General features: G+C 64.2%; 10 protein-coding genes and 2 pseudogenes. 4 read left to right on the top strand and 8 right to left on the bottom strand.

The annotated features are described in order from the left end of the window. Positions 1-17: 17 nt before the first annotated feature. The 6 genes and pseudogenes from ACFXNW_RS23470 to ACFXNW_RS23445 form a co-directional block, all read right to left on the bottom strand. On the bottom strand, positions 18-1,592 hold the full coding sequence (locus ACFXNW_RS23470; protein WP_379419912.1) for a molybdopterin-dependent oxidoreductase: 1,575 nt from the start codon (positions 1,590-1,592) through the stop codon (positions 18-20). Between the two features lie 49 nt (positions 1,593-1,641). Further along, positions 1,642-2,421 carry an anti-sigma factor domain-containing protein gene (locus ACFXNW_RS23465; RefSeq protein WP_379419911.1) on the bottom strand — a complete coding sequence of 260 codons (780 nt, stop codon included), beginning with the start codon at positions 2,419-2,421 and terminating at the stop codon, positions 1,642-1,644. Further along, positions 2,414-3,100 (bottom strand): ECF RNA polymerase sigma factor SigK, encoded by a 687-nt coding sequence (sigK, locus tag ACFXNW_RS23460; protein WP_379419910.1) that lies wholly within the window; start codon positions 3,098-3,100, stop codon positions 2,414-2,416. The genes ACFXNW_RS23465 and sigK overlap by 8 nt, the downstream gene beginning before the upstream one ends. Positions 3,101-3,246: 146 nt before the next feature. Further along, positions 3,247-3,900 (bottom strand): fasciclin domain-containing protein, encoded by a 654-nt coding sequence (locus ACFXNW_RS23455; protein ID WP_379419909.1) that lies wholly within the window; start codon positions 3,898-3,900, stop codon positions 3,247-3,249. 120 nt (positions 3,901-4,020) lie between these two features. Next, positions 4,021-4,866, bottom strand: a complete 846-nt coding sequence (locus tag ACFXNW_RS23450) for an alpha/beta hydrolase (protein ID WP_379420098.1) — start codon at positions 4,864-4,866, stop codon at positions 4,021-4,023. Between the two features lie 280 nt (positions 4,867-5,146). Further along, positions 5,147-5,968: pseudogene (locus ACFXNW_RS23445) on the bottom strand (FAD-dependent oxidoreductase); the annotation flags it as partial. A 241-nt stretch (positions 5,969-6,209) separates the two neighbouring features. Between ACFXNW_RS23445 and xerC the strand changes: the two are divergent. Continuing rightward, positions 6,210-7,418: a tyrosine recombinase XerC gene (gene xerC / locus ACFXNW_RS23440; RefSeq protein ID WP_379419908.1), complete on the top strand. Its 1,209-nt coding sequence runs from the start codon at positions 6,210-6,212 to the stop codon at positions 7,416-7,418. A gap of 108 nt (positions 7,419-7,526) precedes the next feature. Next, a complete protein-coding gene (gene tcmP / locus ACFXNW_RS23435) occupies positions 7,527-8,447 on the top strand; it encodes a three-Cys-motif partner protein TcmP (RefSeq protein ID WP_379419907.1) in 921 nt (306 codons plus the stop codon). Between the two features lie 563 nt (positions 8,448-9,010). Here tcmP and ACFXNW_RS23430 read toward each other — a convergent pair. Both ACFXNW_RS23430 and ACFXNW_RS23425 read right to left on the bottom strand, forming a co-directional pair. Continuing rightward, entirely contained in the window at positions 9,011-9,544 is a 534-nt protein-coding gene (locus tag ACFXNW_RS23430; RefSeq protein WP_379419906.1) for a hypothetical protein, read from the bottom strand. Between the two features lie 237 nt (positions 9,545-9,781). Further along, positions 9,782-11,005 (bottom strand): annotated as a pseudogene (locus ACFXNW_RS23425) (IS1380 family transposase); the annotation flags it as partial. A 51-nt stretch (positions 11,006-11,056) separates the two neighbouring features. Here ACFXNW_RS23425 and ACFXNW_RS23420 point away from each other — a divergent pair. Together ACFXNW_RS23420 and ACFXNW_RS23415 are read left to right on the top strand one after the other, a co-directional pair. Beyond that, positions 11,057-12,361, top strand: a complete 1,305-nt coding sequence (locus tag ACFXNW_RS23420) for an ISL3 family transposase (protein ID WP_379419904.1) — start codon at positions 11,057-11,059, stop codon at positions 12,359-12,361. Further along, the gene (locus ACFXNW_RS23415; RefSeq protein ID WP_379419903.1) at positions 12,318-12,443 is read left to right on the top strand and encodes a hypothetical protein; all 126 of its coding nucleotides are present in this window, start codon (positions 12,318-12,320) and stop codon (positions 12,441-12,443) included. The genes ACFXNW_RS23420 and ACFXNW_RS23415 overlap by 44 nt, the downstream gene beginning before the upstream one ends. Positions 12,444-12,506 lie beyond the last annotated feature (63 nt).

Genomic DNA, 12,506 nt, shown 5'->3' with positions numbered 1-12,506 from the left:
CGCTCCCGCTGCAACGGTCAGGTCACGGTCACCAGGATCGAGTGCCACCCGGTCGCACCATCCGGGATCGGTCGGGCCCGTTGATCTGTCTGCCGTTGCCCGGTCGCGTCGGTCGCCCGCACCCGGAGAGTGTGCCTGCCCGGTTCGGCGTCCCACTGCCACGTCCACTGCCGCCAGGTATCCACGGAGTATTCGGGAACGAGGCGGGCGGGGGCCCAGGGCTGGTTATCGACCTGAACCTCGACCAAGGCGATTCCGCGATGTTGTGCCCACGCCACACCCGCCACCATCGTCGGGCCGGCCGCCAGGGCGGCGAACGCCCCGGGCACATCGATCCGCGAGGCTACCTTGATCGGTGCTCGTTCCGCCCACCCACGCTCGGTCCAGTACGCCCGCGCTTCGTCGAAACGAGTGAGTTCCAGGTCGACGACCCATTTCGTCGCGGAGACGAATCCGTACAGCCCGGGCACCACCAGGCGAGCCGGGTATCCGTGCTCGAGCGGCAGCGGTTCGCCGTTCATGCCCACCGCGAGTAGGGCGTCGCGGCCGTCGGTGATCGCGGCGACCGGTGTGCCCGCGGTGAATCCGTCCGCGCTGCGCGATAGCAACATATCGGCCTCGGGTGCGATTGCTGCCATCGACAGCAGCTCGGCCAGTGAATATCCGGTCCACACCGCGTTACCGGCCAGATCACCACCGACCTCGTTCGAGACGCAGGTCAGCGTGATCATCTTCTCTATCGCGGTGAGTTCTTCGAGATCGTCCATCGACAGCTCCACCGAGCGACCCACCCTGCCATGGATCCGCAGCCGCCAATCCGCCCGCGTGACCGTCGGGATGCGCAGGGCGGTATCGATCCGATAGAAACGGTCGTTCGGAGTCACGAACGAGGTCAGGCCGGGCACCGGCGGATCGGTGCCCCGAGGCGGCTTTGCCGCCGTGACTCGGGGAATCGGCAGTCGGAAGTTCGCGCGGTCTGTGGTGATCGCGCGCAGGCGTTCGCCCAGCCACTGTCCCGTGGCCGCGGCGCCGGCCGCGAGTACCGCCGCGCCGCCGGCGAGCACCAGGAACCTGCGACGTGAGAGGGGTGAGGGGGTGTCCCCGGGGCGGGGAGCGCGCACGATCAGCCAGCGCAGCGTCGCGATCCCCGCGGCGGCGCCGAGCAGCGTGGGAATCACGTCCGTGACTTCAGCGTTCGGTCGTTGGAGGACTACGACCGCCACTACGACACCGAGCACTCCCAAGCTGACGCTGCCCCACGGTCGTCGACGCTCGAGGAGGCCGACACTTACCGCCAGCACTGCGATCACCACAGCCATCGACAGGAAGAGCACCTGCTTGTCGCGGGTGCCGAACTGTTCGATTGCGAACTCGCGCAGCGGCTCCGGTGTGTGATCGACGACCGTAGCGCCGATCGCGACGAACGGAGCTGCTGCTGGGTTCATCACCGCGGCAACGAGCTCAGCAACGCCGACCACCATCGCGGCTGCGACCACACCCGCGAGCGCTGATGAGCCTGCTCCTGTCGGAGGTGCGGGCTTTGACGGAGCGTCCGAGTCGGAATGATCATTCAGGTCATTCGTTGTGTTCATAGCGCCCTCATATCGAGACCTGGCGAGAATGTGCCCTTTCGGCGATCGGTCACGCTGATCGGTCCAGGGCCAGTTCCGCGATCGGAGTGGTGGTTGGTGCAGGCGATCCGCCGTCGGGTTCTACCGTGAACGCGACCCGATCGGAGCCCGTGATCACGGCGAGGTAAGGCGCCGATGTGGTCGGCATTGCCGATAGCACACCCCCGGAACGTGGCACTCCGTCAGCACCGATCAACCAGATCTGCAGGTCGTATCCGGCTGAGGACGGCGTGCTCGAATCGAAAGCGACAGTGGCGAAGCCTAGTTCGATCGAGTAGTGCATGATGACAACGCCGCCGGATCGGGAAATTGAACTCGTCATCTGTGAATCCGGCTGTCGTTGGACCTGTTCGGCAGTTACCGCTGTCGGGGGAGCGTGGTTCGTCTGCTGATTGGCTATGCCCACTGAGATGCCGAACGCAACGGCCGTCGCAGCGGCAGCCGTCGTCGCCCAACCAATCCGACGCATATCGCGTCGCCGAGTGCGTTCCAGCGCAGCCACCGTGGCGATCACGGATCGCTCGGAGGGCGAATCCAATGCGACGAGAATGCGCGATTCCAGGGCGGCCGGAGGTGGGAGTGCATTGAGCACAGCTAACCTGCCCATGGTCTCACGGGCTTCGTGCACGATCCTCCGGAACTCTGCGGCCTTGCTGGTATCGAATGTCAAGAGCTGTTGTTCAATACGGTGCTGCTCATCGATAGATATCAGGTCAAGGGCATACGCGTGGGCGACATCCACGAGGTGACGATGATTGATGAGAGCGGGAGGTTTCAGTGAATCAGGCATCGTCGGCTTCTTCGGACAGAAAGGATTGAAGGCGTTGTAGGCCGTCTCTGATGCGGCTCTTCACAGTGGGCAAGGGTGTTCCGAGGTATTGGGCGACCTCGCGGTAGGTCAATCCGTCGTAGTAGGCGAGCGAGAGCGCTTCCCGCTGGACGTCGGTCAACTTTGCGAGGCACCCGCGCACCGTCTCCTCGTCCAATATCTGGCCGACGGTTTCAGCAACGATGTCGTGGTCGCGACCCAGGTGGGTTCTGCCGAAAACGATGTCTCGTCCTGCGGCGGATTCCTCGCTGCGTACCCGATCGACCGCCCGCCGATGGGTGAGCATCATCAGCCAGCCGACCGGGCTTCCGAGTGCGGGGTCATAGCGGTTAGCCGATGACCACACTTGGAGATACACCTCTTGAGTGACCTCTTCGGCAACAGCCGCGCTGCGCAGAATTCTGCGTGCCAGCCCGAAAACCCGGCGGCTTGTTTCACGGTAGAACTGAGTGAATGCCTCACGATCTCCTCCCGCACTCGCCGCAAGGAATCCGGCGAGCCGGACCTTTGTTGTGTGGGTGTCGCCATTACCGCCGAGGTGGAGAGCGCAATCTGTTTCGCCCTCCACCTCGGCGATGATCGTGTCTGGCCGCTTGTTGTCCCGTGTCGTGTGCGTCAGCATCTGCGGATCAACGATCATGAGCGGGCCACTATGCATGGGCAGGAGTTCGTGTGGCTTCAGCGATCGGACGGGTCGAATCATCGGCGATTGTCGGCTCCCGATCTCCGTGAACTGGCGAGGCCGCGCATTCAATACCGTTGCACTACAACTCGGAACCTGTGCGGTCAGGCGGGCGGCATCAGCACACCGTCGATCATGTAAACGGTCGCGTTGGCGGTGGAAACCCCACCGCAGATGACCGATGCGTTGCCGACCGTGATGTCGTCTCCGGAGCGAGAGACGCTGACCGTGCTTCCTTGCACCGTCGTCTGCTCGCCCGCGATATCGGAGGGCGCGATTCGACCGGGAACGACGTGGTAGGTCAAGATGCTGGTGAGGGTGTCGGAGTCGGTCTCGAGCGACTCGATTGTCGCTGGATCAATCTCGGCAAATGCAGCATCGACCGGCGCGAACACGGTGAACTCACCGCCGTTGAGCGTGTCGACAAGATTCACCTGCGGGTTGAGCTGCCCGGACACCGCTTGCACCAGCGTCTTCAACATCGGATTATTCGAGGCTGCCACGGTCACCGGGTCTTGCGCCATGCCGCTGACCGACCCAGCGCCGGTCGGTACCTGTGCTGCGTACTCGTCGCAACCCGGGCCGACCAGATCCGCCGCTGCACCCTCATCGGTGGGCCCGGTGGTTCGCATGGCGGACGGCGACATCGTCACCGCAGAAGTGGATTCGGTCGACGCATCGTCACCACACGCCGATGCGCCAAGCAAAGCCGCAGTCGAAATGACCGCGATCGCGAGAGTACTGCGATTGATTCTCATCGGATTCCATCACTTTCGTTCTGAGGACCTGGACAGTCGCTCAGTTCGGATTAGTCGTACGGAGTTCGTTTTGCCGCTCGAGTCGGACGGGTGCCGTAGATGTTTGGTTGCGCGTCTATTTCATCGGAGGCCGACTGTGTCGGCCAGGAACGGCCACGCGCGGTGCAGGTCATCCTCCCAATAGCCCCAGGAGTGGGTCCCGACGGGACGATCATCGAATGTGACCGGTATATCGAGCTCCTGTAACCGCCGGGCCAAGTTCACCGTGCAGGAGTGGACGGCGGCCTCGATCGGTGCGCCGAACAGGATCTGTACCGGTAGCGGAATTCGTCCTTCCGCCACCCGTCGATCCGCCGGGGTGTCGTGCGGCGCCGCGGGAATTCCGCTGCCGGCGCTCAGGTAGATCGCCGTCCCGCGCAGTTTCTCCGCGTTGAGCAAGGGGTCGTTGGCGCGCCAGAGCGGACCGTTACGAGGACCCCACATATTCTCGACGCTGCTGGCGCCGCTCCAGTTCTCCACCGTGATGCGGACGAACTCTTGGCCGATCGGATCCGAAGTCTGAGCGCAACCACTATAGGAGGCGACACTCTGCCAGAAACCCGGCTTGGCGATGGCCAGGTTCAATACCGAAGTGCCGCTCATGGATACACCGGCCAGCGTACGTTGTGTGTTGGCGCCGAGGAACTGCTCGATCGCCGGAGGTAGCTCCTCATTGATGAAGGTCTGCCATTTGTTTCTGCCCAGGGCGGGATCGTCGCGTATCCAGTCGGTGTAATAGGAGCCGGCTCCGCCGACTGGGGTGACGACATTGATGTTCTTATCTCGCAAGAACGTCATCGCATCGGTTTGCGCGTCCCAGCCACTCTCGTTCGGGCCGCCCTGAGACCCATTGAGTAGATACATCGTCGGGCGCGGAGTCCTGGTGTCCGCGGCCCGGAGAACCTGCACTCGGATGGCCCGACCCATCGCCGACGAGTAGACCATGACATTCTGCTCACGACTGTTCACCTGCTCAACCGCAACGATTCCGGGTACCCCGGGAGCAGCGGCGACGGTACTGGTCGCGCCGACCAAACCTGCCGCGGCCAGCGTGCCTGTCAATATCCAACGGACAGCCGCTGTTCGCGACGATCGCGATATTCTCATTGCCGAGCCCCTTTGCCTGGATGATGGATGCTGTCGAAACGCACAGCAGGGGCTTCGTGCTGCTGATGCCTGCGGTTTGGTCCAGCTTTCGGCGACGACTTCACCGAGGACTAGAAGCGGTCACGATCCCGGTGATGCGATCGGCAGCCAGGCGACCCGACAATAGGGCCGTGGGCACCCCGACGCCGGGTACGGTGCCGCTTCCCGCCAAGACCACATTCGAGGCCCCGCGCGGCAAGTTCGCCGGCCGGAACGACCCGGTCTGGCTGAAGGTGTGCGTCCACGCATCGCCGAACAACACGGTGTGGTGTGCGGTCGGCGTCGTGGCGGGCATGTCGGCGTGAAGCACGACCGCTGACGGTGCCGGCCGCGGCCGGATGGCGCGCTTCGGTCGACGGCTCAGCAGCCGGTAGGCTGCGTCGAGTTCGGTGGCCAGGACGACGGCATCGCAGGGGATTCGTTGCCCCTGCTCGGTGTGTACCGCGGAAACGCGGGCGTGGGACGCTCGAGGGTGGTAACTGTCTGATTGTAGTGAAACACTACGCCCGAGTCGTGGGCCGCGGCAGCCAAAGCGTCTGGTAGTGCCCGAATCCCGCCCTGTGGAAAGTACACGCCGCCGACGGTGTCCATGTAGGCGATCACTGCGTACAACGCCAACGCGTGCTGCGGTGACACACCGGCGTATAGGGATTGGAAAGTGAACACACGCCGCAGTCGTGGATCGCGGAGGAACTCGCCAATGACCTTGTCCAGGCTGCGGAATCCGCCCAAGGCGACGAGCCGGGCAAGGGCGGGGGCTGAGCAAGGATAACGGCGAATCGAAGTTGGTGGCGATGAACCGATCGAACTCGATGCGGTACAACTCGCTCAGCCATGATCGGAGTTTTCGACGAACGAGTGCAGCGCCGGTTGATCGTCGGCGTCGACCGCGGCCATCCATCGCTCGAGGTCTCGACCTCGCCGCTCGCTCATGATCTCGGCGACGCATCCAGAGCGCTGCGGCGCGCGGTGTCAACCCGCAAGCGGCGACAGCCACATTGAAGGAGTACGGAGATAGCAACTGGGATATCGCGATGCGCGGACTCGAGCCCAAGTCACTCGACCCGTACCGCGCCGGGTGGCGCCGACGCCTGGTTCCGACTCTTGGGCACCTACCAGTCACGATGATCACGGCGGGCATCGCGGATCGCGCGGTAGGCGCCTGGATCGCCGACGGCGCCGGTCGCTCGACCATCAAGAACACCCTTGCTGCTCTGGGGCCGCTTCTCGATCAGGCTGTGCAGGACGAAATCATTGATCGGAACCGAGGAGAAGTATCCGGGTGGCAAAGCCGGCTCGCCAAATACGAAGATGAACTCGACGACCCGCGGGCACTCGCTCTTCCGGATCGGGCCACGCTGCAAAGCTTCTCGGAAGCACTCGTCACCGCGTCGGCTGACAACTATCGGGGATGGGGTGACGTCGTCATTCTCGCCGCGTGCACCGCAACCAGAATCGGTGAGGTTTCCGGTTGCCTCGTCAGCGACATTGACACCGACAGTTGGTTGTGGACCCTCCGTAGGCAGACCACTCCGGGCCCAGGAGGGCTGAAGGACAAGGGAACCAAAGGTAAGCGTGCCAGAAGGGTTCCGGTCATCGAGGAGATCCGTCCGCTGGTCCTGCGACGTATCGACGCAGCCGGTGCACGCGTTGCCAGCCGAATGAAGGACGCGGCAGAAGAGGATCGCGCCCAGGCGGTCCTGAACGAGCGCCTGTTCGTCGGACCGCGGGGCGGACGCATCGCCACCGGTGTGCTGCGACGAGCGACGAACTGGGACGAAGTCGTCGCACAGCTCGGTTACGAACACCTGCGGCGCCATGACCTACGGCATACGGGACTCACCTGGTTCGCGGACTCGGGTGTGCCGCTACACAGGTTGCAGGTCATCGCCGGCCACACCGACCCGCGGATCACGCAGAAATACCTGCACCCGGACATAGACGGAATACGCGCGGACGGCGACAAGTTGTCCAGGCACCTCCGTGGCGAAGGTGGCCCCAGATTGGCCCCAGCTTTCGACGGCCAGCGCAATGCTAACGGCAGGTTTCTGGTTCGAGTCCAGATGGGGAGCAAAATTACCAGGTTAGGGACAGTCAATGTGCCTGACCTGGTTTTGTATCTTCGCTGCGACCAAGAATATGCCAAGACTTCCGGTGCGAATTGTTCTGCACTGCAGCCGTTTCGTCTGGCCAATCGGCTCATTACGTCCGGCTCGACGATTGAACGTCGCTGGTTCCTGCTATCGGCGGGGCACACCGAAGATGGGAACGCGGGTGGCATGGGCATCCGCTCCGGTCAGCTGGTAGTCGAAGCAGATTTCGCGCTTGGTTGACGGCAAGGGGCGGTGTTCCGGGCTGTCCGTCACGGTGATTACGGCAGTTCGCTAACCTGTGGGCCGCGCGCTATCAGCCGCGCTCATTTTCGGTTCAGGAGGTGATCGGTGCCGAGGGGTGACAAACTGCCCACCGTGTGGGAGCGACCCCCACACACGAAGGCCAAACACGACATCCTCACCAGGTATCTCGGTGCATGGTTCGGCATCTTCGGGTCCAGCAGCCAGTACCAGCGAGTCAATGTGCTCGACGGTTTCGCCGGGCCCGGCCGCTATGACGATGATGAGCCAGGCTCGCCTGTCCTGGCGCTAAACACGCTCTTGGGCCACCAGTCGTTCGCCAAGTTCGGCAACACGCAGTTCAACTTCATCTTCAACGAGTGGGACGCTGAGCGGTTCGCATCGCTGCAAGGTGTGCTGGCAGACGTCAAGACGGAGCGCGCACCTTGGCCGGCTACTGTGCGGATGATTGAGCGTAACCAGAACTTTCAAGACCTGGCCAGCGACCTGCTGACCTCCATCCCTGCTGGCCAGAAGCTCGCTCCGACCTTCGCGTTCATCGATCAATTCGGGTACAGGGATGTCCCGATGGCCCTTATCCGCGACCTGGTCAGTCACCCGTCGTGCGAACTCTTCATCTATTTCGACTTCAACAGCGTCAACCGATTTGCGAACGCAGGCAACGTCGACACGCACTTCACCGCAGGGGATTTCCAACGAATGGAGGACCAGATGGTCGCCGAAGGAACGGTACGGGAATGGAGAGTCGAGGAAGGTTGGGGCGTCATTGACTCGGCCTCCACGCCAGGAGGATGCTGGGCCTTTTTTACGAGCGTCAAGTCCGACAAGCGCCACCTCGTAACTGGTGAGCGCGTATCGTTCGAGTGGGAGCCTGCCGACCAGGACGGCTACCGATTCCGTGCAGTGGGTGTTTGGCCATCACGAAGCGAACCAGTGGATCGGAAACCACGCCGGAGTGGCACTGACGCCGATGGACGCACAGCTGTGCGTGACATTCGACCTGAGTGAGATTCTTCGATACCTGAGCCAGCTGAATCCACGAGCTGCATGAGTATGACCGCTGTGCTTGCCTTCTAGCCGCTCGAAGCCACTCACCGCGGGGCCGTCGGCCTGGCGGCGCAGGCTCCCATCGTCGCGTCCTGCGTCGAGTGCAGGTCGCGCGTCACCGGGGCCTGGCTGAACTACATCGACCAGGACCATCTGCGGCTGGAAGGCGAGACCGGGCGAGATGGGTCAGCGTCCGGGAATGGTGCGGCGCGGATTGTTTCGGTAGTTCTCCTGCTTCTTCGCCCGCCCGATCTGCGACTTCTTGGGACGACTACTCACAGAACTCCTTCCACGTTGGAGGTGCCAGTTTCGCAACAGGTCGTCGAACCGTATGGGGCTGGAACTCGGGCGCGGTGACCCATTACGGGGGCTGACCGGGCGCACCGCGCTGGCGCGGCTCGGGTTGGGTTGGGCGGGTTCCACCAGGCGGGCACCGGGTTGGCCTCCGGTACCGCGCAGCAGCCCCCATTCACAGCTGGCGCGGTGACACCCGGGGCTGTGCTGGGATGGCACCGCCGGTCGAATCACCACACGAGAGTTGGACTCTTGTAGACCTCGACTCTGCCGTCGCCCCATTTCACCGCCAGCTCGGAGTGGTACTTGCGGCCCGCGGTGGGGTTGCCCAGGGGCTTTGGGCGATACGACTGGGCCGGCTTACACGGTCCCTCAGTCGGCTGGAAGACCGGCCCGAGGTAGTCGCTGACGTCGTCGTACAGACCAATCGTGATGGTGCAGTCGTCCGAGACATTCGTGGTGGTCCAATAGCTGAGACTGCCGGAGTTGTTCTTCATCACGCAGATCCGCAGATTATTCGGACCATCACACAGCTCCTGTCCAGGAGGCGTGGTCGACGAGACCGGGGGTGCGGGGTGTGAGTTGATGACCGGTGTCCCACCACTGCTGGTATCGGCAGTGGTGGGGGTCGAGTTGGTGGCGCACTGCACGACGATCGCGAGGATCGCGATCGGGATTGCGACGACCGCGGCTATCCCGCCGATCTTCGGCCAGTCGGGGCCGGTAGGCCTGCCGCCTCCGAAAGGCGTCAGGTCAGCCGTCATTGTTCTGTTCTCCCCCTGGGTATTCCGCGAAGTCGGCTCGGTGTCCGCTGAGGTCCCATGCTGTCATGACGACAGGTTAGCCTCAATTTTTCGTGAGTTGTGGGGTTCGTTCGGCCGGGTTCGGGTTGGTTGTTTTGCTGGTCGGGCGGCGTGAGCCCCCCGACCAGCGGGTGAGCTGCCGGGTTCCACGGGCCCGGAGGGAATCTTTCCTGATTCATAGTAACGGGTTGGTACTCGTCAGGGAGCTGCGAGGCGTGTGAAGGCCGTGAGAGCGAGGCTGGTCCATGGGTTGTGAGCCGAGAGACGCAGGTGGATCCGTCGGGCATGGCGAGCCAGCCGTGCGGGGATCGAGAACAGCCGCAGTCGTAGTGTTTTCGCCTCCCAGCGGCGTGCGGGATCCGAACCGAAGGCCAGTGTCTGCATCCAGGTCGTCAGGTCCATGGCGAGCGCGACGATCGCGACCCAGATGCGGTTGGCGGCGAAGCTGTGGAACGGGAGATTGCGCAGGCCGGTGTCTTTCGCGGCGCGAATATGGTCCTCGCAGCGGGCGAGGCGGCGGTGCCGCAACTCCAGATCCGGCAGTGCACCCGATACGGTGTTGGTGACGAATGCAGTCAGCCGGAGCCCGTTGTGGTCGGTGAACCGCAATTGGGCACCGGGATGCGGCCGTTCCTTGCGCACGACAAGCCGCATTCCGGGCGGCCAACTCGATAGATCGACCAGATCGGTGGCCTCGGTGACCCATGCGCCGGACCGGATCTCCCCGCCGGAATCGCAGGCGGGGCTCCAGTTGTCGTCGGTGAGATCGTCGAGGACGGCGGCGATGTCGTCGGTGAGCGTGAATCCGATCGAGTACTGGACTCTGCGGCGGTGGCAGTAGTCGAGGAATTCGCGGGTGCCGCCTCCGGAATCGGTGCGGACCAGCACTTTACGCCCGACCCGCCACCTATCGACCTGCGGTATCTGCGCCAAAGCATCGGCCAGTAGTTGTTTGTGGTCGTGCGCGGTGTTCGAGCCGGCGTCACCTGGGCGCAGCATCACCGCGGCCGGTTCCCCGGTCCCGGTCTCGCCGTGGTCGATGAACGCCCACAACGGGTGGAAGTCGAAACCGCGTTTGAATGTCGGTGCCGCGTGTTCCTTGTCCGAGTGTGCCTAGGTCAAGGTGGCGTCGAGATCGATCATCAACGGCGCCGCCGCGTCGATCCCGTGGTCCGGGGCGGCTGTTTCCGCCGATTCCCACGCCTGGGCTCGCGCCTAGGCACGAGCGGAACCGATGGCCGCCAACGCGGTACGCGAATCACCGGCCAGCGCTGTGATCAGCCGCGATACCGTCGGGTCCGAGGCCACCACACCGAACACACCGGGCTCGGCCCGCAGCAACACCAGGTTCGATACACAGTCCCCGCCGAGTGCGAGCATCACCGCCAGATCGGCCACGACCTTGCCCGGATTTTCATGGGCTCTGGCCCACTTTCGGTGGTGCCTGTGAGGTGACGGCGGCACGATAGCCGGGTGGCTGAGGTGAGTGTTGTTGTCGGCGTGGTGTTTTCAGGTTTGGCGTCACTGGTTGTCGAGGATGTGGGTGTGGCGGGTTCGCGGCTGGTGGTCCAGGCCCGGACTCCCGGCGGTGTGGCTGAATGCCCGGGCTGTGGTGCGGGATCGGCCCGCGTTCATGGAGTTCATGAATGGCGGCTGGCCGATCTGCCGGTCGACGGCCGTAGCGTGGTGGTGCGGGTGCGTGTCCGGCGCCTCTACTGCCAGACCCGGGGATGCCAGCGCACCTTTCGGGAACAAGTCCCCGGCGTGCTGGAACGCTATCAGCGGCGCACCACGCGGTTGACCGGGCACGTGCGTGCGGCGGTGCGTGAGCTGGCCGGGCGGGCCGCGGTCCGAATGCTGCGGCGGTGGTCGGTGCGATTGTCGCGGCAGACCGCGGTGCGGGTGCTGCTCGGCATCCCGCTGCAGACCCAGAAGGTGCCGAGGGTGCTCAGTGTGGATGATTTCGCCTTGCTGCGCCGCCACCGATACGGCACCGTGCTGATCGACGGCGCGACTCACCAGCGCCTTGATGTCCTGCCCGACCGCCGCTCCACCACCCTGGAAACTTGGTTGCGTGAGCATCCCGGCGTGGAGTTCGTCGTGCGTGACGGGTCGGCCACCTATGCCGAAGCCATCCGCCGCGGAGCCCCTACCGCGATCCAGATCGCCGACCGCTGGCACCTGTGGCACAACCTGGTGCGAGCAGCGGAGAAGGTAGTCGCCGCCCACGCCCGATGCTGGGCCGCTGCTGGCCCGAAACGCCGCAAGTTGACCCGCGAAGCCACCACTCTCGCCCGCTGGCACGCTATCCACGACCTCCTCGACCACGGAGTAGGACTCATGGACTGCGCCCGCCGACTCGGCGTGAGCTTGAACACCGTCAAACGGTATTCCCGCGTCGGTGAACCCGAGAAGCTGCGCCGACCTCCGCAATACCGGGCCAGTCTGGTCGACCCCTACCGTGATCACCTGCGTACCCGCCGCGCCACAGAACCCGGCGTGCCTGTCACTACCCTGCTGGCCGAAATCACCGATCTCGGCTACACCGGCAGCCTGAACCTCCTGCACAAGTACCTGAACGAGGGCCGCGCCGAGTCCGACCGGGTCATGCCCTCGCCCCCGGCGGCTCACCGCCTGGATCACCACCCGCCCCAGCGAACTGGGCGAGCAACGGCACGCTCACCTCACCGAACTGCTGGCTGCCTGCCCGGACCTGGCGGCGCTCGCGGAGCTGGTGAGCAGATTCGCCCGCATCGTCACCGAACACCACGGCCGTGACCTCGAGGACTGGATGACCAGCGCCCGCGCCGCGGCGCTACCAGAACTCGACCCGTTCCTGCGCGGCATCGACCGCGACTAGGCCGGATCGACGCGGCCCGCGCCCGCGTCGATCGCGGCCAGGAGGAAGCGAGCGAGAAGCAGT

Source organism: Nocardia sp. NPDC059180, assembly GCF_042754945.1.
In the GTDB taxonomy this organism is placed as follows: domain Bacteria; phylum Actinomycetota; class Actinomycetes; order Mycobacteriales; family Mycobacteriaceae; genus Nocardia.
The sequence above is the reverse complement of the archived record's forward strand: the minus strand, read 5'-3'. Positions and strand labels throughout refer to the sequence as shown.

What these genes read in the sequence shown, in the direction of transcription:
- ACFXNW_RS23470 (WP_379419912.1), bottom strand. Translation starts at nt 1,592, where the DNA reads ATGAACACAACGAATGACCTGAATGATCATTCCGACTCGGACGCTCCG.
- ACFXNW_RS23465 (WP_379419911.1), bottom strand. Translation starts at nt 2,421, where the DNA reads ATGCCTGATTCACTGAAACCTCCCGCTCTCATCAATCATCGTCACCTC.
- sigK (WP_379419910.1), bottom strand. Translation starts at nt 3,100, where the DNA reads ATGATCGTTGATCCGCAGATGCTGACGCACACGACACGGGACAACAAG.
- ACFXNW_RS23455 (WP_379419909.1), bottom strand. Translation starts at nt 3,900, where the DNA reads ATGAGAATCAATCGCAGTACTCTCGCGATCGCGGTCATTTCGACTGCG.
- ACFXNW_RS23450 (WP_379420098.1), bottom strand. Translation starts at nt 4,866, where the DNA reads ATGGGTCGGGCCATCCGAGTGCAGGTTCTCCGGGCCGCGGACACCAGG.
- xerC (WP_379419908.1), top strand. Translation starts at nt 6,210, where the DNA reads ATGATCACGGCGGGCATCGCGGATCGCGCGGTAGGCGCCTGGATCGCC.
- ACFXNW_RS23430 (WP_379419906.1), bottom strand. Translation starts at nt 9,544, where the DNA reads ATGACGGCTGACCTGACGCCTTTCGGAGGCGGCAGGCCTACCGGCCCC.